Annotated in this window: 21 protein-coding genes; 12 read left to right on the top strand and 9 right to left on the bottom strand. The window is 67.7% G+C overall.

The features are described from left to right. Positions 1-3: 3 nt before the first annotated feature. From KW835_RS19420 to xylF, 4 genes are all read right to left on the bottom strand, one after another. Positions 4-1,197: an ROK family transcriptional regulator gene (locus KW835_RS19420; protein WP_255593680.1), complete on the bottom strand. Its 1,194-nt coding sequence runs from the start codon at positions 1,195-1,197 to the stop codon at positions 4-6. Positions 1,198-1,229: 32 nt separating this feature from the next. Further along, on the bottom strand, positions 1,230-1,994 hold the full coding sequence (locus KW835_RS19415) for an ATP-binding cassette domain-containing protein (protein WP_218385452.1): 765 nt from the start codon (positions 1,992-1,994) through the stop codon (positions 1,230-1,232). Beyond that, entirely contained in the window at positions 1,991-3,124 is a 1,134-nt protein-coding gene (locus KW835_RS19410; protein ID WP_218385613.1) for a sugar ABC transporter permease, read from the bottom strand. Before KW835_RS19410 ends, KW835_RS19415 begins: the two co-directional genes overlap by 4 nt. Positions 3,125-3,406: 282 nt before the next feature. Then, positions 3,407-4,426, bottom strand: coding sequence for a D-xylose ABC transporter substrate-binding protein (gene xylF / locus KW835_RS19405; RefSeq protein WP_218385450.1), 1,020 nt, complete (start codon positions 4,424-4,426; stop codon positions 3,407-3,409). Positions 4,427-4,795: 369 nt separating this feature from the next. Between xylF and purM the strand changes: the two genes are divergently transcribed. The 3 genes from purM to KW835_RS19390 all read left to right on the top strand — a co-directional run bounded on the left by purM (position 4,796) and on the right by KW835_RS19390 (position 8,790). Beyond that, positions 4,796-5,869 (top strand): phosphoribosylformylglycinamidine cyclo-ligase, encoded by a 1,074-nt coding sequence (gene purM / locus KW835_RS19400; protein ID WP_218385449.1) that lies wholly within the window; start codon positions 4,796-4,798, stop codon positions 5,867-5,869. A 44-nt stretch (positions 5,870-5,913) separates the two neighbouring features. Then, complete coding sequence (locus KW835_RS19395) at positions 5,914-7,011, top strand: AI-2E family transporter (RefSeq protein WP_218385447.1); 1,098 nt, start codon at positions 5,914-5,916, stop codon at positions 7,009-7,011. Between the two features lie 174 nt (positions 7,012-7,185). Then, on the top strand, positions 7,186-8,790 hold the full coding sequence (locus KW835_RS19390) for a methyl-accepting chemotaxis protein (RefSeq protein WP_218385446.1): 1,605 nt from the start codon (positions 7,186-7,188) through the stop codon (positions 8,788-8,790). A 151-nt stretch (positions 8,791-8,941) separates the two neighbouring features. Here the strand turns inward: KW835_RS19390 and KW835_RS19385 are convergent, their stop codons facing one another. Then, complete coding sequence (locus KW835_RS19385; RefSeq protein WP_218385444.1) at positions 8,942-10,075, bottom strand: PHB depolymerase family esterase; 1,134 nt, start codon at positions 10,073-10,075, stop codon at positions 8,942-8,944. A 444-nt stretch (positions 10,076-10,519) separates the two neighbouring features. Here KW835_RS19385 and KW835_RS19380 point away from each other — a divergent pair, with 444 nt between their 5' ends. The 5 genes from KW835_RS19380 (at position 10,520) to KW835_RS19360 (ending at position 14,167) form a co-directional block, all read left to right on the top strand. After that, positions 10,520-11,320: a carbon-nitrogen hydrolase family protein gene (locus KW835_RS19380; RefSeq protein ID WP_218385443.1), complete on the top strand. Its 801-nt coding sequence runs from the start codon at positions 10,520-10,522 to the stop codon at positions 11,318-11,320. Beyond that, positions 11,317-11,952, top strand: a complete 636-nt coding sequence (locus tag KW835_RS19375) for a DJ-1/PfpI family protein (protein WP_218385439.1) — start codon at positions 11,317-11,319, stop codon at positions 11,950-11,952. The genes KW835_RS19380 and KW835_RS19375 overlap by 4 nt, the downstream gene beginning before the upstream one ends. 242 nt (positions 11,953-12,194) lie before the next feature. Beyond that, positions 12,195-13,196 (top strand): GlxA family transcriptional regulator, encoded by a 1,002-nt coding sequence (locus KW835_RS19370; RefSeq protein WP_218385437.1) that lies wholly within the window; start codon positions 12,195-12,197, stop codon positions 13,194-13,196. Between the two features lie 69 nt (positions 13,197-13,265). Continuing rightward, positions 13,266-13,772: a GAF domain-containing protein gene (locus KW835_RS19365; RefSeq protein WP_218385436.1), complete on the top strand. Its 507-nt coding sequence runs from the start codon at positions 13,266-13,268 to the stop codon at positions 13,770-13,772. Next, the gene (locus KW835_RS19360; protein ID WP_218385435.1) at positions 13,769-14,167 is read left to right on the top strand and encodes a histidine kinase; all 399 of its coding nucleotides are present in this window, start codon (positions 13,769-13,771) and stop codon (positions 14,165-14,167) included. Before KW835_RS19365 ends, KW835_RS19360 begins: the two co-directional genes overlap by 4 nt. A gap of 130 nt (positions 14,168-14,297) precedes the next feature. On the opposite strand, the gene ppk2 is transcribed toward KW835_RS19360, so the two are convergent. Continuing rightward, positions 14,298-15,212: a polyphosphate kinase 2 gene (ppk2, locus tag KW835_RS19355; protein ID WP_218385433.1), complete on the bottom strand. Its 915-nt coding sequence runs from the start codon at positions 15,210-15,212 to the stop codon at positions 14,298-14,300. 173 nt (positions 15,213-15,385) lie between these two features. Here ppk2 and KW835_RS19350 point away from each other — a divergent pair, with 173 nt between their 5' ends. Both KW835_RS19350 and KW835_RS19345 read left to right on the top strand, forming a co-directional pair. Next, complete coding sequence (locus KW835_RS19350) at positions 15,386-16,423, top strand: transporter (protein ID WP_218385431.1); 1,038 nt, start codon at positions 15,386-15,388, stop codon at positions 16,421-16,423. Between the two features lie 98 nt (positions 16,424-16,521). Then, positions 16,522-17,385, top strand: a complete 864-nt coding sequence (locus KW835_RS19345; protein ID WP_218385430.1) for a plasmid replication/partition related protein — start codon at positions 16,522-16,524, stop codon at positions 17,383-17,385. An 85-nt stretch (positions 17,386-17,470) separates the two neighbouring features. Here KW835_RS19345 and KW835_RS19340 read toward each other — a convergent pair whose 3' ends face one another. Next, entirely contained in the window at positions 17,471-18,319 is an 849-nt protein-coding gene (locus KW835_RS19340) for a SirB1 family protein (RefSeq protein ID WP_218385428.1), read from the bottom strand. An 82-nt stretch (positions 18,320-18,401) separates the two neighbouring features. Then, positions 18,402-19,967, bottom strand: coding sequence for a murein biosynthesis integral membrane protein MurJ (gene murJ, locus KW835_RS19335; protein ID WP_218385427.1), 1,566 nt, complete (start codon positions 19,965-19,967; stop codon positions 18,402-18,404). Between the two features lie 196 nt (positions 19,968-20,163). On the opposite strand from murJ, the gene rpsT reads away from it, so the two are divergent. Together rpsT and KW835_RS19325 are read left to right on the top strand one after the other, a co-directional pair. Further along, positions 20,164-20,466 carry a 30S ribosomal protein S20 gene (gene rpsT / locus KW835_RS19330; protein ID WP_056167912.1) on the top strand — a complete coding sequence of 101 codons (303 nt, stop codon included), beginning with the start codon at positions 20,164-20,166 and terminating at the stop codon, positions 20,464-20,466. A 246-nt stretch (positions 20,467-20,712) separates the two neighbouring features. Continuing rightward, entirely contained in the window at positions 20,713-21,921 is a 1,209-nt protein-coding gene (locus KW835_RS19325) for an AAA family ATPase (RefSeq protein WP_218385425.1), read from the top strand. Positions 21,922-21,952: 31 nt separating this feature from the next. Here KW835_RS19325 and KW835_RS19320 read toward each other — a convergent pair whose 3' ends face one another. After that, the gene (locus tag KW835_RS19320) at positions 21,953-22,273 is read right to left on the bottom strand and encodes a DUF3579 domain-containing protein (RefSeq protein ID WP_218385424.1); all 321 of its coding nucleotides are present in this window, start codon (positions 22,271-22,273) and stop codon (positions 21,953-21,955) included. Between the last annotated feature and the right edge of the window lie 146 nt (positions 22,274-22,419).

The raw sequence follows: 22,419 nt of genomic DNA, 5'->3' as shown, positions 1-22,419 counted from the left end.
ATTTCAGTGGGAAGCGGCTGAGGGCAGATTGCGCAATGAAACTCTGGATGTTTCCGCAGGTGCGCAGGCACCCGATGCGCCCACGGCAGCCGGTGCATGCATGGGCCGCAATTCGTGGTGCAGCACCAGAGCAGCAGCGCCCACCGCGGAAGCCAGCAGGCCGTAGCGGGCTGCGCGCACCGGGGGCGCTGCCACGCCGGCGCTGGCTGCGTATGCCGACAGCGTGTCGCCCGCAGTACGCACCAGGGCCGGATACCGCTCACACGACGGGCCACCCACCACCAGGGCACCGGGGTTGAATGTGGTCCAGAGGTTCTGCAGCACGACGCCCAGGTAGACACCGCCGCGCGCAGCGTCCGCATCGCGGCCCAATGCGCGGGCGCCGAAGAAGGTTTCGGCACAGCCCTTGCGTCCGCACGAGCAAGGTGGCCCGTCGATCTGAAGGATGCTGTGGCCGATTTCGCCGGCCATGCCTTGCAGCCCGGTGAACAGCCGGTCGTTGAGCACGATGCCCGCGCCAACGCCCACGCCGCAGGTCACGAAGATCAGCGAGTCCATCGCTTCACCGTCTGCAAACTCGTACTCGCTGAGCGCGGCGGTGTCCGCCTCGTTCTGCACATGCACCGCCACCGGCGGGCTGCCCGCGTCGGCCAGCGCACGCGTGATCAGCGGCAGGAAGGCAACGTCGCGCCATCCCAGGTTGGGCGCAAAGCGAATGGTGCCGGTGGCCTCGTCGAACGCACCGGGCACACCGATGCCCACGCCCGATACCGTGGCCTGCCTGGCCGCCAGCTCGGCCTGCGCGCGCACCACCAGGGCCGCCACCTCGCGGCACACGGCGGCGGGGTCGCGGTCAGCCAGGGGCTCTTCGGCGGAGCACAGCACCTCGCCGGTGACCGACACGCCCACCACCCGCAGCGACTCGACGCCGATCTCCACGCCCACCATGGCGCGGCGGCTGCCATCAAGGCGCAGCGGGGTGGACGGGCGGCCCATGCCTTGCGCGGCTGCCAGCCCGGTCTCTGCGAACCAGCCTTCTTCGATCAGCTCCCGCACCAGCAGGCTGACGGTGGATTTGGTCAGGCCGCTCTCCTGGGCCAGTTGCGCGCGCGAGAGGCTGCCGCGCTGGCGCAGCAGCCGCAGCAGCACGCTGCGGTTGATGCGCTTGACAAGTTGCTGGTCGCCGGTGGTTTTCATGCAAAGTGGGTTGAAAGGCGCGGACCGCGGGCTCACAGGCCGTGGTACTGCGCTTTTCCTTCAGGTTGTTTGCCAGCGATGATCATGCCCAGGACTTCGTCCTCGGTGACGTCGGCGGTGCGGTAGGCGCCCACCAGCCGGCCGTTCTTCATGACGGCCAGCCGGTCGCTCAGGCCGAACACGTCGGGCATGTCGTGGGTGATGAGAAAGATGCCCACCCCCTCGGCCTTGAGCTGGCGCACCAAGCGGCCCACCATGGCGGTCTCCTCGGGGCCGAGCGCAGCGGTAGGCTCGTCCATGATGAGGATGCGGGCGTTGAAGTAGATGGCGCGCGAGATCGCCACCACCTGGCGCTGCCCGCCCGACAGGCGCCGCACCGGCGTGCGCACGTTGCGGAAGTTCTTGTTCAGCCGCTCGAAGACCTTGCGGGCCTCGGCGTCCATGCGATGGTCATCCAGCGTGCGCCAGCGCGTGAGCAGCTCGCGGCCGAGGAACAGGTTGGCCACCGCGTCCAGGTTGTCGGCCAGCGCCAGCGTCTGGTAGATCGACTCGATGCCGCGCCGCTGCGCGTCGGCCGGCGTGCGGATGTTCGCGGCCTCGCCCTGCACCAGCACTTCGCCACTGTCGATGGGGTAGGCACCGGCCAGCATCTTCATCAGCGTGGACTTGCCCGCGCCGTTGTGGCCCAGCAGGGCCACGACCTCGCCGGGGTGCAGGGTCAGGCTCACGTCGTCCACCGCACGCACGCCGCCGAAGGCCTTGCGGATGTTGCGCATCTCGACCAGCGGGGCGCTCATGCGGCATCTCCCGTCACGCGGCGGTATACGACATCGAACACCACCGCCGCGATCAGCACCTGGCCGATGATCACGTAGCGCAGGCCGATGGAGATATCAAGCAGCAGGAGGCCGCTGTCGATGCTCTGCATGATGAGCGCGCCCAGCACCGACCCCAGGATGGAGCCGCTGCCGCCGGCCAGCGCCGTGCCGCCGATTACGGCGGCCGCGATCACGAACAGCTCCATGCCCGTGCCCAGCGAGTTGGTGCCGGCATTGAGCCGTGCGATCGACACCATGGCGGCGATGGTGATGAGCACTCCCATCAGCGCGAAAAGCATCAGCGTGACCTTGCGCACCGGAATGCCCACCAGCGCCGCCGCCTCGGGGTTGCCGCCAATGGCGAACACATAGCGCCCGAAGCGCATGCGCCGCACGATGAAGGACAGCACCACAGCCACCCCGCCCCATATCAGCACCGGGATGGGCACGCCCTGGGGCGTGTCCTTGGTCGGGATCTGGTAGGCGTTCATGGTGGCGACAAAGCCCACGGCAATGACGGCCGGCACCGCCGCCACAAGCGCATCCAGCCACAGGGGCGGGCTGGGCACGCCGTACGCAGCCTGGGCCCGGCGGCGCATCCAGGTCTTGAGGCCCAGCAGCGCCACCAGCACTGCAGCGAGCACCCAGCCGGCCTGCACGCCGATGGCGCCGTCGAAGCCGCCGCCCAGGCGCTGGAAGAACGCATCGCTCACCGGCTGCGTCTTTCCGTCAGCCACCAGGAACGCAGCACCGCGAAACGACATCAGCCCGCCCAGCGTGACCACGAACGACGGCACGCCCAGCATCGCCGTGAGCGCGCCCTGGTACAGCGACACCCCGATGGCCACGGCCAGGCCCGCCAGCGAGGCTTCGACCCAATGCCAGCCGGCGGTGTACATCAGCGTGGCGATCAGCACTCCGACGAAACCCATCACCGAGCCCACGGACAGATCGATGTGCCGCGCCACGATGACCAGCACCACCACCGTGGCCACGATGCCCACCACCGCTGTCTGCTGCGCGATGTTGTAGAGGTTCTCGGGCGACAGGAACAACCCGCCCGAGAGGATGTTGAACACGATGGCGGTGGCCACCAGCACGGCACCCATCAACACCAGCCGCCAGTCGATGGACAGCTGCCTCAGGGCATTGGGAACAGGGCTCACAAGCGCACTCCGCCAGAGATATGAGAAGAGATCAGGGCAGCCCGCGGGCTGCGGGCTTTCTGCTCATTGAGAAATCTTCTTCGAACTTGAAACATCCGTTCGGGTTGAGCTTGTCGAAACCTTGCGCGGCGCTTCGACAAGCTCAGCGTGAACGGTTTGAGTAGGTTCGTGTCTGATCAACAAGGGGACACACAGCCCCCCGGCGCGACTACCAGCAGAGCGCCGTCACTTGCAGGCGGCAGGCGCCCTGGCCGCGTCCACGCCCTTGCACAGCGCATCCTTCTTGATCCAGCCCGCCGTGACCACCAGGTCCAGGTTCTTGGCGGTGATGGGCACGGGCTTGAGAAACTGCGCCTGCAGCGACACCTTCTTCTCGCCGCCGTTCCAGGTCTGAGCGCCGGCCACCTTCTGCCCCTTGGCCAGCGACACTGCGGCCGTTGCGGCGTCGCGCCCCAGGTCGCGGGCATCCTTCCAGACCGACACGGTCTGCGTGCCCTGCGCCACGCGGTTGAGCGCGGCGTGGTCGCCGTCCTGGCCCGAGACGGGGATGCCCTTGATGCCCTTGGCCGTCAGCGCCGCCACCACGCCACCGGCCGTGCCGTCGTTGGAGGCCACCACGGCGTCGATCTTGCCGCCGCTCTTGGTGATGATCTGCTCCATGTTTTTCTGCGCCACTTCGGGCTTCCAGCCCTCGGTGTATTCCTCGCCAACGATCTTGATGTCGCCCTTGGTGATGGCCGCCTCGATCACCTCCTGCTGTCCGCCGCGCAGGAAGTTGGCGTTCGGGTCCGTGGGCGATCCCTTGATCATCACGTAGTTGCCCTTGGGCCTGGCCTCGAACACTGCGCGCGCCTGCATGCGGCCGACCTCGACGTTGTCGAAGGTGATGTAGAACACGCCCGGCGCCTCGATCAGGCGGTCGTAGGCGAGCACCGGAATCTTCTGCTGCGCGGCCTTATTGACGGCGGGCAGGATGGCGTCCTTGTCCATCGCCAGCACGATCAGCACCTTGGCGCCCTTGGCGATGAGCGAGTCCACATCCGACAACTGCTTTTCGGGCGAGCCGCCCGCGTCGGCGCTGATGTAGCTGGCGCCCAGCTTGGCAAGCTGATCCTTGATGGCCTTCTCGTCGGTCTTCCAGCGCTCTTCCTGGAAGTTGGACCAGCTCACGCCCACGACCTGGGCCCACGCTCCGGCGCTGGCCAGGCCGAACGCCAGTGCGGCCAAAGTTGTCTTCAGTTTCATTCTTGTCTCCATAGGACGGCCTCGTGCGGGCCTTGGGTTTTGGTGAACGATTCGCTGACTGCCTGCCGCGCCGCGACCCCTCTCGCCGCCCCCGGCAACCAGGGGCCAGCCACCGACATAGTGCGAGCGACGAACAAATTATGGAATCTTCACGCGAGGGCCCGCATCCGTGCAAACCCGACATAGTTTGATGAGTGAACTTATATGTGTGCGGCGACACGAGAATATGGCGATCGAGTGGGTAGCGCAGCCCTTTCCGACCTCAAAGCCCCCGCCCAGACAGGGCTGAGGCAGGGCGCCCTTGCGGTGCCCCTTAAAATCGCCGGATTCCAGCCCGCCCGGCGGGTCTACCAGCACCAAAGCCTTTCCATGAGCTCCTCTGCCTCCTCCACCCCCATCTCCTACAAAGACGCCGGCGTCGACATCGACGCGGGCGACGCGCTGGTCGAGCGCATCAAGCCGCTGGCCAAGAAGACCATGCGCGAAGGCGTGCTGGCGGGCATCGGCGGCTTCGGCGCGCTGTTCGAAGTGCCCAAGCGCTACCAGGAGCCCGTGCTCGTGTCCGGCACCGATGGTGTGGGCACCAAGCTCAAGCTGGCGTTCGAATGGAACATGCACGACACCGTGGGCATCGACCTGGTGGCCATGAGCGTGAACGACGTGCTGGTGCAGGGAGCGGAGCCCCTTTTCTTCCTGGACTACTTCGCCTGCGGCAAGCTGGACGTGGACACCGCTGCCGCAGTGGTCGGCGGCATCGCCAAGGGTTGCGAGCTGTCGGGCTGCGCGCTGATTGGCGGCGAAACGGCAGAAATGCCCGGCATGTACCCCGCCGGTGAATACGATCTGGCCGGCTTCGCAGTGGGTGCGGTGGAAAAGTCCAAGATCCTGACCGGCAGGGACGTGAAGCCCGGCGATGTGGTGCTGGGCCTGGCGTCCGCCGGCGTGCACTCCAACGGTTTCAGCCTGGTGCGCAAGTGCATCGAGCGCGCAGGCGCCAGCGCTCCCGCCACACTGGACGGCAAGCCCTTCAAGCAGGCCATCATGGAGCCCACCCGCCTGTATGTGAAGAATGTGCTGGCCGCGCTGGCACAGCATCCTCATTCTGGGGATGCCGACGCGACCGGCGGGATCAAGGCCCTGGCCCACATCACCGGTGGCGGCCTGCTGGAGAACATTCCCCGTGTGCTGCCCGAAGGCACCGCCGCCCACCTCCAAAAGGGCAGCTGGCCCCAGACAGAGCTGTTCGCATGGCTGCAGAAGACGGCCGGCATCGATGACATCGAGATGAACCGCACCTTCAACAACGGCATCGGCATGGTGGTGGTGGTGCATGCCGCCGCTGCCGAGGCCGTGGCCGCCACGCTGCAGGCTGCGGGCGAGCAGGTGTACGCCATCGGCAAGATCGCCGCACGCGGCGACGGCGCCGCCGTGGTCGTGGCCTGACGGGCGGCCCTCATCGAGACCGCAACCCACGTCACGCCCCGCGCATGGCGCAGCGCCCTCCCCTGCCCGCCCTCGCTCCGCAGCCTGAGCCTGTCACGCTGCCGCCCCGGCCGCTGAGCCGGGGCATCGTCGTGGCCAGCTACCTGCTGGTGGCGGGCGTGCTGCTGCTGGTGATGTGGCGCGGTCTGCTGCCGGGCCTGCTGTGCGTGTGCCTGGGCTTTCTCGTCACCCGGGCCTTCACCCGCTGGATGGCGGGCGGACTGGGACGGTTGCAGCGCCAGGCCATGCCATCGCCCGCCACCCTGCGGGTGGCTCAGGTGGCGGCAGCCGCCCTGGTGATGCTGCTGCCGCTGGCCCTCCTGGCAACCGGCCTGACACACTCGCGCGGCTACCTCGTCAGTGCACCACAGCAGTACCAGGAACTCCTCACCTACATGGCCCGCACGGTACTGGAACTGCGCCTGAAGCTGCCGGCCGACATGGCCTCGCACCTGCCCGAGGGAGCGGCCGACATCCAGCGCATCATCGCCAGCTATCTGGGCGCCAAGGCGGGAGCGCTGGCGATGGCGGGGCGCGCCTGGCTCGGCAGCGTATTGTTCGCCTACGTGGGCCTGCTCATCGGGGCGCTGGCGGCCGTTCGCCCCCCGGCACTGGCGCGCGGACCGCTGGCCCAGCAGCTGAAGCTGCGCATCACGCTGTTCGGCGAAGCCTTCCGCCAGATCGTGGCCGCCCAGTTCTGGATTGCCACTTTCAACACCCTGCTCACGGCGATGTTCCTGCTGTTCGTCCTGCCGCTGTGGGACCTGGAGCTGCCCTACACGCCCATGCTCATCACCTTCACCTTCGTCGCGGGTCTGGTGCCGATCGTGGGCAACCTGGTGTGCAACGTGGTAATCACCATCGTGGGCCTGTCGGTCTCACCGCTGGCGGCGGCTGCCTGCCTGGGCTTTCTGATCCTGATCCACAAGGCCGAGTACGTGATCAACGCCAAGGTGGTCGGCCGCCGCACGCAGATGGGCGTGTGGGAGCTGCTGTCCGTGATGTTCGTCGCCGAGGCCGTCTTCGGCCCTGCAGGACTGGTGGCGGCGCCGCTGTTCTACGCCTACCTCAAGAAAGAGCTGGTGGCTGCGCGCCTGGTGTAGACGTCTCAAGCCCCTGGTGCCGTGGCACCCCGCGCACCGTTCATTGCGCGCCCGGTTCCCCCGGGATTGCCCGCGCAGCCAGCATCCCTGCGGGTTTGTGCCAAGCGAGCCCCACTGTATCCAGCAGTAACCTGACGCGGTGCGGCGCCCCTTGCCGCGGACAGAAGGCTCTCGATGACGATCGCAAGAAAACTGGCCCTTCTGGTGCTGAGTGCCGTTCTCGGCATCGCAGTGATGACCGCGTGGTTCCTGGTCTCCGAGCGCAAACTCATCCTGGAGGAGCGCCAGACCGGCGTGCGCCAGGTCGTGGAGGCTGCGCATGGCATCGCCACGCATTTCCATGAATTGAGCACCAAGGGCGGCATGCCCGATGAAGAGGCGCGCAAGCGCGCGGCAGCCGCGATACAGGCCGTGCGCTACAGCGGCACCGAATACGTGTGGATCAACGACATGCACCCGCGCATGGTGATGCACCCCGTGCGCCCTGAGCTCAACGGCCAGGATCTGACCGCCAACAAGGACCCCAACGGCAAGCAGCTGTTCGTCGAGTTCGTGCGGACCGTGCAGTCCAGCGGCGCGGGTTTCGTGCCTTACCTGTGGCCCAAGGCGGGCAGTGACACGCCGGTAGAAAAAACCTCATACGTCAAGGGCTTCGCGCCCTGGGGCTGGGTGATCGGGTCGGGCGTGTACATCGACACCGTGGACTCGGCCATCTGGAAGCGCGCCCTGGGGTTTGGCGCCATCGCGCTGGTGCTGGGCGTGGCGCTTCTGGTGGTGGGCACGCTGATCTCGCGCAACCTGCTCGGGCAGCTCGGCGGCGAGCCCGACTATGCACGCGGTATCGCGCGCAGCATTTCCGAGGGCGACCTGTCCGTGGCCGTGGCCACCCGCCAGGGCGACCGCTCGAGCCTGCTGGTGGACATGCAGGCCATGCAGGGCAACCTGCACCGCATCGTGCAGCGCGTGCGCGACGGCACCGAGCACATCGCCAGCGCCTCGCAGGAGATCGCCCTGGGCAACCAGGACCTGTCGGGCCGCACCGAGTCGCAGGCGAGCGCGCTGGAGCAGACTGCCGCGTCGATGGAGGAGATGACCTCCAACGTGAAGCAGAACGCCGACAACGCGCGCCAGGCCAGTGTGCTGGCACAGTCTGCCTCGGAGGTGGCGCGCCAGGGCGGCGCGGTGGTCGAGAAGGTGGTGCAGACCATGGGCTCCATCGACGCGTCCTCGCGCAAGGTGTCGGACATCACCGGCGTGATCGAGGGCATCGCGTTCCAGACCAACATCCTGGCGCTGAACGCCGCCGTGGAAGCCGCGCGCGCCGGCGAGCAAGGCCGCGGCTTCGCGGTGGTGGCCACCGAGGTGCGCAACCTGGCGCAGCGCTCGTCCGAGGCGGCCAAGGAGATCAAGGCCCTCATCAGCCGCTCGGCCGACGAGGTCCGCCAGGGCACGCAGCTCGCTCAGGAGGCCGGCACCACCATGCAGAACGTGGTGAACAGCGTGCAGCGCGTGTCCTCGGTGATCGAGGAGATCAGCCAGGCCAGCCGCGAGCAGACCGACGGCATCGAGCAGATCAACCAGGCCGTGGCGCAGATGGACCAGGGCACGCAGCAGAACGCGGCCCTGGTGGAGCAGGCCACCGCCGCTGCCGCCGCGCTGCAGCAGCAGGCACACGACCTCCAGCAGGTGGTGGCGGCCTTCCACCTGCAGGCCGGGCATGGGGGCGACCATGGCGCACCCGCCCTGCCCACCACAGGGGCGCCGCGCCAGCTCCGCTGAGGACAATGGCACACGGGGCTGCGCTGGCGCAATAACGCCCTGCCGGGCACAACGCGGTGTCCCACCACAGCAGCGTGCGACCGTGCGGCTGGACGCTACTCTATTGATAGCTGGCAGCGCTTACCCATCCAGCGGAAGAGCGCTTTTCTCCTCAGATCCTCCGCCGGTCGAATTGCCGGGCCACGAACGACCAGACCAGCGCCGAGGCGTCCGGCCCCGCTGGGTCGCTGTAGGGCTGATGGGCCGCGCCGCCGCTCCAGGCGTGCGCGAGGCCCGCCACCTCGCGCAGGGCCACCACGGTGCGCCCCCGGGCCTTGAATTCCGTCACCTGCATGGCATGCCGCTGGCCCCGTTGCAAGGTGCGCACGGCCCCGGCACGGGCACCCAGCGCCTCGGCCCAAAGCGCCGCCGTGGCCGAAGCATTGCGCACCGACACCACATTGTCCGCATCTCCATGCAGGACCAGGAGCGGGGGCAGCGCGGGGCCCGTGCCTGACGGGGAGGCAGAAGGCACCGCGGCGGACGCGGCAGCCGCCGCCTTCGACAGCAGGCCGGGCAACCGGTGCAACCGGGGCTCAGGCAGTTGCGCGTCGCGCCGCCCATGCATCGCGGCCAGGGCAGTAGCTGCCGATTCGGCAGTGCCAGGTGCCACGCCCGAATGCATGGCCACGGCGCAGAATCGGTGCGGGTACGTGCCCGCCATCAGCACGGCCATGCTGGCACCTGCCGACAGGCCGGCCACCGCGACACGCGCAAGATCCACCGGCTGACGCCGCGCGACCTTGTCGACTGCGGCGAGCAAGGTGGCTGCCTCGGCATCCGCCTTGCCGTTGCGGCGCTCAAACCAGTTCCAGCAGCCGTGCGCGTTGGCCACGCGCTCCTGCTCCGGGTACAGCACCAGGAAGCGCTCTCGCGCTGCCAGACGATTCATGCGCGACGAGACCGCCAGGTCCCAGCCCGTCTGCCCGCAGCCGTGCAGCATCACCAGCAGTGGAAAGGTCTCGCCAGGGCGCGGCCCCAGCCCCGGCGGCACGAAGAGGTGGTAGCGCCGCGCGCCGGCCGGCCCCGGCGCAACGCCGGCGAGCCAGTCGCCCCGAACGGGGTTGCGCGGCTTGCGTGCGCCACGCACGGCGGCCGGCAGGGCGCCTGGCGCCGATGCCTTGCGCAGCGGTGCCACCGCCTTGGCCGGACGCACAGGACGTGTGGCACGTACCAGCGCCTTCAGGTTGCGCTGATACGCCCGCGTCAGCGCTGACAGGGAGAACATGCGAGAGCGTCGGGCCATGGAGATGTGAGGTTGCTAGCCGGTCGTTGAAGCTTGTGCGGGGCAGGCCGGCTTTGCGGAATGCGCCCACCGAATAAGGGAAAACCCTAGCCACCATAACAGCATCCAGGCCACCACGCACGAACACTATCAATTTAATAGCTATCCGCCATTTACCAGTATGCGCTGATAGCAATTTCGGCTGGTATTTTCAGTCCGGAGGGTGCTGCTCCACAACGTTGCCTCGCTCGCCCGACCCTGGTTGCCTACCTGTTGCAGCAGCGCTCCTGATCGATGTCGCAATTTGATCGGAATTTGTCCTGCCGGGTTCGGACACCCACTGCGGTGAGAGGCAAGATAAGCGCCATGGCATCACGCCGGACGATGCGGCCAGCAACTGATTTCGTCCGATAGTGATGGATTCAAGTGAGTTGAAGCTACCCGCCCCGCCGGAAGGACACCCCGATGCGCATCACCGTCTGCGAACTCCCCTACCAGCCCGCGCTGCTCGACCCCGCCTGGGCCGCGCTGTGCGCGCACACCCGCGCCGAACGCTCCGAACTCGTGCTGCTGCCCGAGTTCGCGTTTGCCGAACCCGTGTGGGAAACCTTGCCCATGGACCCCGCCCGCTGGGACGCCGCCGTGGCCTTGAGCGACGCCTGGCAGACCCGCCTGCACGAGTTGGGCGCCCGCTGGGTGGTGGGTGCGCGCCCGGTCACCGATGGCGCTCGGCGCTTCAACGAAGGCTTTGCGTGGTCGCCCGAAGGGGGCCATGTTCCACTGCGGCGCAAGTTCCACCTGCCCGACGAACCGGGGGGTTGGGAGGCGCGCTGGTTCGAACGCGGCGATGCGGCCTTTTCCCGCTTCGAAGCCGGGGAGTTGGCGTTCGGACTCAACATCTGCTCCGAGCTCTGGGCGCTGGAGACCTACGGCACATACGCCGCGCAAGCACCCGTGCAGGCCATCCTTTCGCCACGCGCGACGGCCGCCGCCACCACCGCCAAGTGGCTGGCCGTGGGCACCGTCGCCGCTGTGCGCACCGGCGCCTACAGCCTGTCATCCAACCGTGTGGACAGCACAGCCGGCACCTACGGCGGCACGGGCTGGGCCATCAGCCCCGACGGCGTGCTGCTGGCGCGCACCTCGCCCACGCAGCCGTTCGTCACCGTGGACCTGGACCTGCAGGCCCCGGCCGCAGCGCAGTCCACCTACCCGCGCTACGTCTTTTCTGCCACTGCCCCATCGCAACCCGCTCCCGCACCATGACCGACGCCACTGCAGCCCGTACCCTCACTGCCAACACACTGAACATAGCCATCCTCGTCTTCGACGAAGTGGAGGCCCTGGACCTCGCTGGCCCCTACGAGGTGTTCACTACCGCCACCCGCATGCACAAGCGCCTGCAGCCTGGCGCACCCGCGCCGTTTGCCGTGCAGTGCGTGGCCCGCAGCCTGGCCCCCGTGCAGGCGCGTGCCGGCCTGCGCGTGCTGCCCGACGCCGACTTCGCCACTGCCATCGCGCCCGACGTGCTCGTCGTGCCCGGCGGCGTTGTGGACGCCACAGCGGCCTGCGCCGAAACCCGCGCCTGGGTGGCCCGGGCCGCACAGGGCGCGCAGATCACGGCGTCGGTGTGCACCGGGGCGTTCATCCTGGCGGCGGCCGGTGTGGTCACCGGCGGGCCCGTCACCACGCACTGGGAGGACATCGCCGACCTGCGCGCGCAGTTTCCGGCGCTGCAGGTGCAGGAGAATGTGCGCTGGGTGGACCGCGGCACGCTCGTCACCTCCGCCGGCATCAGCGCCGGGATCGACATGAGCCTGCACCTGGTCACGCGCCTGGCGGGTGCCGGGCTGTCGCAGCGTACCGCCCGCCAGATGGACACGCCATGGAAGGAGTGAAGCCCCCTGAACCGCTTCGCGGCTTCCGCCGAGGGAGACGCCACCCGTGGCCCGGCAAAGCCGGTTCCCCGATGGCGCTGGCCTGCAGGCGCGCCGGTTTTGACGGGCGGTGAACCAACCCACCCGTTCGGGCTGAGCCTGTCGACGCCAGGGCACTGCACGCGCTCAGCCCTTTCACCAGTGGGGGCGAACGGTTAAAACGATGCCGCCGCCTGCCATCAACCAACAACCATCCCACTGCGATGCCCGACACCCCGCTCGCCGCCATCCACGTCTACTTCGCCCTGCTCCCCGGCAGCCTGGTGCTGGACTGGGCAGGCCCCGCTGAAGCGTTGCGCATCGCCAACCAGACCTTGCGCGCACGCGGACTGCCCGAGCGCTTCGTGCAGCACTTCGTGAGCCCCACGCCCGATGCCATGTCCTCGGTGGGCGTCGCCCTCTCCGGCCTCGCGCCGCTGCCCGACACCCTGCCCAGCCCCGCCTGGGTGGTGCTGGTGGGCCTGGCGGGCCAGCGCATCGATGTGGCCGGCACCGAAGCACAGGCGCTGCTGCACTGGCTGCGCGGCCTGCGGCTGGCGGCCGGGCAACTGGAACTGGTGACGGTGTGCGCTGGCGCGGTGCTCGCGGCGCACGCAGGGCTGCTGACGGGCCGCCGCGCCACCACGCACCATCTTCATCTGGATGAGCTGGCCGAGGTGGACCCGCGCTGCGACGTGGCTGCCAACCGCGTGTTCGTGACTGACGGGCCCGTGTACACCAGCGCGGGCGTGACCACCGGCATCGACCTGCTGCTGCACCGCATCTCGGACCTGTGCGGCCCCACGGTGGCTGTGCAGGTGGCGCAGGCCATGGTGATCGGGCTGCGGCGCGGACCCGACGACCCGCAGTTCTCCCCCTTTCTGCACCACCGCAACCACCTCCATGCGGCTTTGCACCGCGTGCAGGATGCCGTGGGCCAGCAGCCCCAGGCCGAGTGGAGCGTGCCAGCCATGGCCGAGATCGCGCACACGTCCCCGCGCCACCTGACACGGCTGTTCCTGGAGCATGCGGGCATCGCGCCGCTGTCCTACCTGCGCCGCATCCGCCTGGCCACGGCCGAGGCGGCGCTGCAGTCCGGGCGCAACGTGACGCAGGCGGCACAATTGGCCGGCTTCAGCTCCGACACGCAACTGCGCCGCGCCTGGCATCAGTTCGGCCGGGGCGGCACGCCCTCCCAGAGCCCGGCGCGCAAATCGCCGCGCTGACAGGAATGGGCTGCCGGGGCTGCGGCCCAGCCCATAATCAAGGCCCATCGCGACTGCCTCCCCACCGCCATGAAAGAGCCCCCGCGCCCCGCCAACGAGGACGACCGCCTGCAGGCCCTGCGGCAGTTGCTGATCCTGGACACCCCGCCCGAAGAGCGCTTCGACCGGCTCGCCGCCTTCGCCGCCGAAGAGTTCGACATGCCCATCGTGCTGCTGTCGCTCATCGACGAAGACCGGCAGTGGTTCAAGGCCCGCGTCGGACTGGACGTGTGCGAGACCGGGCGCGGCATCTCGTTCTGCGGCCACGCCATCCTGCAGGACGAGACCATGGTGGTGCCGGATGCGACGCTGGACGACCGCTTTGTCGACAACCCCATGGTCACGGGCGATCCGCACATCCATTTCTACGCGGGTGCGCCGCTCAAGATGCCGGGCGGGCAAAACATCGGCACGCTGTGCCTCATCGACCGCGCACCGCGCCAGCTCGACGAGGTCGACCTGGCCATCCTCGCGTCGCTGCGCGACCTGGCGGTGGAGGAGCTGGTGCGCCGCGCCCACGAGGAGGCGGCCCCATGAGCGCCACCTCGCAGCAAGACATCCTGCTGGTCGAGCCCAGCTCGCTCACCGGCAGCATCATCGTGGCCACCGCACGCCAGCTGAACCTGCCGCCGGTGCGCCAGGTCAACAGTGTGCGCAACGCGCAGCAGCAGTTGACGAACAAGGGCTTCTCGGGCGTCATCGTCTCGCTGGACGAGACCGCCGAGGCTGTGGGGCTGCTGGAGCAGTTGCGCAACGCCCAGTTCGCGGTGGACGCCCAGGTGCCCGTGGCCGTCACCACCGACCGGGTCGACGCCTCCACCGCCGTGCAGATGAAAGCCCTGCAAGTGCGGCGCGTGCTGCTCAAGCCGTTCAAGGTGCGGGATGTGATCTCGACGATCCAGATGCTCAAGGGCGCGGCGCAGAGGCCCTGAATCTTGCCTTTTCAGGGCTCTGCGGCTTGCCTCCCTAGCGCGAGTAGCTACAAAAACAGGAGCTGCTCGACGGGGCGCCTGGTGCGTGGCACCACGGTGCCCCAGCGCAGCTACGTCGTCTGGGTGGGCCTCAGTACACCTCGGGCACGTACATCGACGCGGGCACGGGCTGGCGCAGGTATTCGGGGTTGCGCACGCGCTCGGGCAGCACGACGGGGGGGTGAGGCACTTCCTGGTAGGGCATCTGCGAAAGCAGGTGCGCGATGCAGTTCAGGCGCGCCTTTTTCTTGTCCACGGCTTGCACCACCCACCACGGCGCCTCGGGTATGTGGGTGCGCTCGAGCATGGTTTCCTTGGCCTTGGTGTAGGCCTCCCAGCGCACGCGGCTTTCCAGGTCCATGGGGCTCAATTTCCACTGCTTTAGCGGATCGTGGATGCGGCCCAGGAAGCGCAGGTGCTGCTCCTCGTCGGTGATGGAGAACCAGTACTTGACGAGGCGGATGCCCGAGCGCACGAGCATCTTCTCGAACTCTGGCACGGTGCGAAAGAACTCCTCGTACTCGTCGTCGGAGCAAAAACCCATCACGCGCTCCACTCCCGCGCGGTTGTACCAGCTGCGGTCGAACAGCACCATCTCGCCCGCAGCGGGCAGGTGCGCCACATAGCGCTGAAAGTACCACTGCGTGCGCTCGCGGTCGTTCGGCGCGGGCAGTGCGGCCACACGGGCCACGCGGGGGTTCAGGCGCTGGGTGATGCGCTTGATCACGCCGCCCTTGCCGGCTGCATCGCGACCCTCGAACAGGATCACCACCTTCTCGCGGCTGTGCTGCACCCAGTCCTGCAACTTGACCAGTTCGCCTTGCAGCCGGAACAGGTCCTTGAAATACTGCTGGCGGGCCAGCTTGTCTGCGGCCGTGGGCGCGCCGATGTCGTCCACCTCGCGGTCTTCGATCTCCAGCTCCAGCTCCTCGTCGTAGCTGTCGATCAGGTCATTGGCAATGCGTTGCATCAGTTCCTGGGTGTCGAGGGCGTTGTTGTAGAGCATGGCTTTGAAAATTGGGCGTCGAAAAGACGGCCATGGTCGCCAGGGCCGATGACGCTGTCGTGACAAAGAGATGACTGGCGCGTGATGTGTCACGGCAGCGTCATACCCCAGAGCCACCATGCATGTCCGTGTCCACTCCAGCCGCATCCCATCCTACTCCTGGCCCGCCCGCCATGGCCGGACTCAATACCAGCCTCAACTATGGGGGTGATGCCGCCGGACTCATCTGCGGCTACCTGCTGGGCGAGGACGGACCGCCGCGCGGGGTCGACTCGGTGCAGGCGGCGCAGTGGCTGGCAGCAGCCGGGCCGGGCGACGCCCCCAAGCCGCGGGGCGAATTCCTGTGGCTGCATTTCAACCTGAGCCAGGCCCAGGCCGTGCGCTGGATGGAGCGGCATGCGGATCTGCCAGAGGCGTTCTTCGATGCGCTCAAGGATCGGTCCGTCTCCACGCGCATCGAGCGCGACGACGACACGCTGATCGCCGTGCTCAACGACGCACACTTCGACTTTGCATTCGAGCCCTCGGACATCGCCACGCTGTGGACCAGCGTCGCGCCACACCTGATGGTGACGGGGCGCACCCGCCCGTTGCGCTCGGTGGACGCACTGCGCACCGCGGTGCGCAGTGGCCAGGCGCCGCGCTCCAGCGTGGGCCTGCTCGCTGAGCTGATGCGCACGCAGGCCGAGGGCCTGGTGGACATCGTGCGCGGCGTGACACAGCGCATCGACGACGTGGAGGACGAGCTGCTGGCCGGCCGCCTGGACCACAAGCGCGCCCGCCTGGGCGTGCTGCGGCGGCTGCTGGTGCGCCTGCAGCGGCTGCTGGCGCCCGAGCCTGCGGCGCTGTTCCGGCTGCTGCAGCATCCGCCCCTGTGGATGAGTGCGGACGACGCGCAGGAGCTGCGCGACTCCACCGAAGAGTTCTCGGTGGTGCTGCGCGACATGCAGGGCCTGCAAGAGCGCATCAAGCTGCTGCAGGAAGAGATCGCCGCGAGCGTGCAGGAGGCCAACAGCCGCAGCCTGTTCGTGCTGACGGTGGTCACGGTGCTGGCGCTGCCCATCAACATTCTGGCGGGCCTGTTCGGCATGAACGTGGGCGGCGTGCCGCTGGCCGATGAGCCCCACGGCTTCTGGATCATCGTGGCGGTGGTGGTGGCCTTCACGGCGGTGGCGGGCTGGCTGGCACTGCGGGACGCACGCGAGCGGTAGGCAAAGCGGCGCTCTCCCCGGGGCTGAGGCCGGGCATGTCTACAATGCCGCCCCTTGCCCGCATCCGATTCGCCCTCCCCTGCCCCGCGCCTCCTGCCATGAACATCGTCGTCAACGAAGAACTCAAAGCCTACATCGAACCCCTGACCCCCGACGAGCACGAGGCGCTGGAGCGCAGCATCCTGGCCGAAGGCTGCCGTGACGCGCTGGTGCTGTGGGGCGATGTGCTGGTGGACGGCCACAACCGCTACGGCATCTGCCAGAAGCACGGCCTGCCTTTCCAGACGGTGCAGAACCCGCGCTTCCAGTCGATGGAAGACGTGCACCTGTGGATGATCGACCAGCACCTGGGGCGCCGCAGCGTGTCCGACTTCCAGCGCGGCGTGCTGGCGCTACGCAAGCGCGAGATCATCGCGGACCGCAAGACGCGGGCCGCCACGGCGGCCGAACCCGCCGAATCAACCGCCGCAGCCACGCCCGATGTGCTGCCGGCAGCCGCCCCCGAAGCGATGGCCGCCTTGCCCGCGCCGGACCCGTTGAGCAGCCGCGAGGCCATCGCCAAGGCCGCCCGGCTGAGCAGCAGCCAGGTGGTGATGATCGAAAAGATCCAGAAGCAGGCCGCGCCCGAGCTGGTGGCTGCGGTGAAGTCCGGCACCATCTCGATCAACGCCGCCGCCGCCGTGGCCACACTGCCCGCCGAGGAGCAGGTGGCCGCCGTCGCCGCCGGGAAGGACGAGCTCAAGCAGGCCGCCAAGCGCGTGCGCGAGCAGAGCAAGCGCAAGCCCAAGGAAGATGCCCCATCGCCAGAGATCGAAGGCGCTGACTCCGACACTGGCGCAGGCGCCGACGAACTACAGGCGCTGCGCCACCGCGTGGCCGAACTCACGGCCGAAAACACCGAACTGCGCCGGCAGTTGTCGCAGCTGCAGGCCGCCATGCCAGCGGACAGCGCGCCGTTCTAGGCACTGGGCCACGCCACGTTCGGCCCCGACCCCAGCGTTCCCAGAGCGCGGGCGCAGGCGGCAGGTCTGCCTGCGCTGCAGAAGATCAGTTCGCGCTGCGCAGGGCGCTCAGGCGGTCGGAGATCAGGTCGATGTCAAGCCCGTCCTCGACATGGTCGAGGTAGGTCTCCAGGTCCGCCACGGCCTCGGCGGTGTTGCCCCTCTCGGCATGCGCCAGTCCCCGGTCGCGCCACTCGCCCCAGGCTTGGGGCTGCAGCACGATCAGGCGGTCCAGCACGCAGATCAGGCGCTGCCAGTCCTGCTGGGTACGGTGCACTTCCTTCAGATTGCGCAACATGCGAGCGATGATGTCGCGCGGCGTGGCGGCCTGCAAATACAGGCCCAGCGGCACGTCGTAGTCGTCCACCAGGCCGCTCTGGCGCTTGTAGGGCTCCAGCCGCTCTGACAGCTCCTCGCGGCTGAGCGACTGGCCGGAGATGGGGTCGAGCACCACCTGGCCCTTGGGCAGCAGCACCTTGACCATGAAATGCCCGGGAAACGCAATCCCGCGCACATGCAGGCCCAGGCCCTGGGCCAGCTCCATCCATAGAACTGCGAGCGAGATCGGGATGCCCCGGCGCGTGCGCAGCACGGCATTGAGGTAGCTGTTCTCGGGGTCGTAGTAATTGTTGACGTTCCCGCCGAATCCCATGTCGGCGAAGAAGAATTGATTGAGCGTGCGCAGACGCTGCAGCGCCGGCGCATCGGCCGGCAGGCGGCGCCTGATGCGCGCGAGCAGCTGGTCCATGTCTCCCAGCAGCAGCTGCACATCCAATTCGGGGTACTCGTCCTGGGCCAGGCTGGCGGCGGCTTCCAGCAGCGGAAAGTGGTCGTCGCTTTGCACCAGCGATGCAAAGTACTCCAGCGAAGTGGGCACGGAAAGACTCAAAGGCATGGCACGGTTGTAAGTGCACCCTGCCCTGGCGTCAAGCTGCAGAAAACCAGGTTTTACCGGGCTGTTGCCGATACCGCCAGGGTCAGCGCCGCAGCAGTTGGCGCAGCTTGAGCCCCGCCGCCCACAGCGCGCCGAAGTACAGCACGGCGGCAGCCGCCATCAGCGCGGCCAACAGCCCTATGCGTTGCAGGGCCTGCCCCTTCATGTCCACCCAGTCGAAATGCTGCGAACCCCAGAGCAGCAGCACGGCCAGCAGGGCACTGGCGGCGATCACCTGCAAGGCAAACAAGCCCCAGCCCGGCAGGGGCTGGTAGCTGCCGCGCCGCAGCAGGCCCGCCAGCAGCCACAGCGCATTCACCAGCGCGCCCAGGCCTATCGACAAGGCCAGCCCTGCGTGTGCGATCCAGGGCACCAGGGCGATGTTGAGCAATTGGGTGATCACCAGCACGATGATGGCGATCTTGACGGGGGTGCGCACATCCTGGCTGGCGTAGTACCCGGGCGCCAGCACCTTGATGGCCACGATGCCGAGCAGCCCCGCACCATAGCCCGACAGCGCCAGCGCGATCTGCCCCACATCGCCATCGGTGAGCTTGCCGTAGTGGAACAGCGTGGCCACCAGCGGTGTGGAAAAGGTCAGCAGCGCCACCGCGCAGGGCACGGCCAGCAGCACCACGATGCGCAGGCCCCAGTCCAGCATGGCCGAGTATTTCTCGGCGTCGCCCGCCGCCTTGGCCGCCGTGAGCTGCGGTGTGAGCACCACGCCCAGCGCCACGCCCAGCAGCGCGGTGGGGAACTCCATCAACCGGTCCGCATAGAACAGCCAGGTCACGCTGCCCGGCGCCAGGTACGAGGCGATCTGCGTGTTGATCATGAGCGAGATCTGCGCCACACCCACGCCCAGCACCGCCGGCCCCATGAGCGTGAGCACGCGGCGCACGCTGGGGTCGGCCCAGGCTGCGCGCACCGTGCCCCAGGTGACGCCGATGCGCGGCATGAGACCGAGGCGCACCAGCGCCGGCACCTGCACGGCCAATTGCAGTACGCCGCCCAGCATCACCCCGCCCGCCATGGCAAAGATGGGCTCGATGCCGCGTGCCTCGAGTTGCGGCGCGCCCAGCCAGGCGGCAGCGATCATGCACACATTGAGCAGCACGGGTGATGCGGCGGGAACGGCGAAGTGCTTCCAGGTGTTGAGAATGCCGGCCGCCAGCGCGACCATGGACATGAAGCCGATATACGGGAACATGAAGCGCGTCATCAGCACCGCTGCGTCGTAGGCCTCGGCGTTCTGGCGCAGGCCGCTGGCCAGCGCCCATACCAGCAGCGGCGCGCCGACCACGCCCAGGATGCAGACCAGCAGCAGCACCCAGGCCAGTGCGGTGGCCACGGCCGAAATGAGCTTGTGCGTGGCTTCCTCGCCGTGCTGCGTCTTGGCGGTGCCCAGCACCGGCACGAAGGCCTGGCTGAATGCCCCTTCGGCAAACAGCCGTCGGAACAGATTGGGGATGCGGAAGGCGACCTGGAAGGCGTCGGTCAAGGCGTTGGCCCCGAACATCGAGGCCATCAGCAGCTGGCTCATGAGTCCCGTCACACGGGAGGCCAGGGTCAACAGAGATACGGTGGAGGCGGCTTTGAGCAGTGACACTGAAGGAGTGTAGCCCCCTTGAGCCGCGGCGCGCCTTCCCCCTCATGGGAGACGCAGCCGGTGGCCTGGCGAAGCCCACGCCCTGGTGCGCTGGCGATGGCGCGGCGCCAGTTTTGACGGTTGTAGCCTCGAAATCTGCCCTGGGCTATAATCGCGGGCTTTGCTGGCATCATCCTCAGACCCAAGGAACTAAACAATGGCATCCGCTAAACCCAAGAAGAAGAACCCACGCCTGGCGTCGGGCCGCAAGCGCGTCCGTCAGGACACCAAGCTGAACGCAGCCAACACCTCGCTGCGCTCCAAGTACCGTACCGCTGTCAAGAACGTCGAGAAGGCTGTTCTGGCTGGCGACAAGACCAAGGCAACCGAACTTTTCGCCAAGATGCAAGCCGTGGTGGACTCCGTGGCCGACAAGGGCATCTTCCACAAGAACAAGGCTGCTCGCGACAAGAGCCGTCTGTCCGCCAAGGTGAAGACCCTGGCTCTGGCAGCCGCTTAATTTCATTCTCCGCCTGATTCACTTCAGGCAAACAGCCCGAACGGCACCTGCCGTTCGCCGTTTGTAACGGGTGCGCTGCCAGCAAACGAACAAAACCGCCTTCGGGCGGTTTTTTCGTTTCCGAATGCTTTGTGCCGATTCGGCGCGCCGTATCCTGAACCGTCGCGCCAGAATGCACTCCGTCAGGCTTTACGGTCAATTATGGATTGATCATAATTATTGAAATTTCATAAAAAACCATAAACCATGACGTTCCGCCGCACCGCCCTTGCCGAGCAGATGGCCACGCAGTTGCTCAGGCCCTCGTTCCTGGACACGTCCCTGCGCTCCGGCCTGTTCCTGTCGGGCCAGCGGCGGGTGGGCAAGACCACGTTCCTCGCGACGGACCTGATCCCGGCGCTGGAGGCCTTGGGCGCCATCGTGGTCTATGTGGATTTGTGGAGCCAGCCGCAGGCCAACCCGGCCGACCTGGTGCACGAGGCCATCCGCAAGACGCTCAAGGAACTGCAGACGCCCGGCTCGGGCATCCTGAAGCGCCTCCAACAGGTCGCCAGTGTCGAGGCCGGTGCGGCGGGGTTCAAGTTCGGCTTCAAGCTGGCCGACGTGGGCAAGGACGACGGCACCAGCCTGGCCCGCGCCTTCGAAGCACTGATCGACCAGGCCAAAACCAACGTGGTGCTCATCATCGACGAGGTACAGCACGCCCTGGGCAGCGCCGACGGCGACCACCTGCTGCACGCGCTCAAGGCTGCGCGCGACGCCATCAACACCCGCCCCGGCACCCCCGGCTACTTTTTGTTCATCGGCACCGGCTCGCACCGGGCGCGCGTGCAGGAGCTCACGCTCAAGGGCAACCAGGCCTTCAACGGCGCGGTGACCAATGAGTTCCCGGTGCTGGGTCGGGACTTCATCGACTACGTGCTGGAGCAGGTCCGCCCGCAGTTGGGCGCGATGCTGCCTTCGGCCGACGTCACAGAATCGGCCTTTCGCAGCATGGGCAGCCGGCCGGAAGAACTGATGAAGGCGCTCAACGTGCTGCGCAGCCTGCACGCCGATGCCCTGCCAGACGAGCACCTGCCCACCATTGCGCAGTCGCTGGGCGCCGCGGCGGCCGACGTGGAACTGCAGAAGGTGGAAGCCATGGGCCCGCTGGCCGAAGCGGTGTTCTCGCGCATCTGCAGCATCGGCGGCGACGTGAAGGGCGTCTTCACCGGCGAAGCGCTCAAAGCCTACGCAGCCCAGATCGGCCGCGACGTCACGGCCCAGGAAGTCCAGAGCATCATCGGCATGTTGACCTCGGCCAATCTGCTCATGCGCGTGAAGCACGGGCACTACGGCGTGACCGACCCGTTCGTGGAAAAGGCCTGGATGAACCGGCTGCAGGCGGACCAGTTGCTGCGCGCAGGACCTGCGGGCGACCCACCCCGGCTCTACAACCAGCCCCAGGGGCGCTGAGCCCCGACAACGGCGGGGTGCGCCGCCCCCTTCAGGCCTTGGGCGGCGGGTCGGGCAGCAGGCAGGCCTCGGCCACCTGCAGGTTGTTGTCGCGTGCGAAATTGATGACGAAATCCCACGCCATGGGCTCGTGCCCTTGCAGGTCGCGGTGCACCACCACGCACTTGACGCCATTCATCGTCGTCGGAATGCACCAGGGCGAATAGCTCAGATGGCTGCCAGGCCGCGCTCCGCCCGGGCGAAAGCTGCTCATCACCCCGGCCAGCCGCTCGGCCCAGTCGCTGGGGCGAAAGGTCTTCCCGTCATGGGTGATGCCCTGAATGAAGACTTCTTTGGAGGAGGGGGAAACCATCGGGGGATTGGAGTGGTAATGAGCGCGTCCGGATGCAGGATCACTGCATGCTGCACCGCAACGCGACATTCTAACTCTTATATAAGAGCTAGCCCCCTAATCCACCGCCGTCATCGGGAATCCGCCCCGGATTGCTGGTAACGCAC

The organism is Acidovorax sp. sic0104, from assembly GCF_019219095.1.
In the GTDB taxonomy this organism is placed as follows: domain Bacteria; phylum Pseudomonadota; class Gammaproteobacteria; order Burkholderiales; family Burkholderiaceae_C; genus Acidovorax.
Note: the sequence above shows the minus strand (reverse complement) of the source record. Positions and strands in the feature narration are given on the sequence as shown.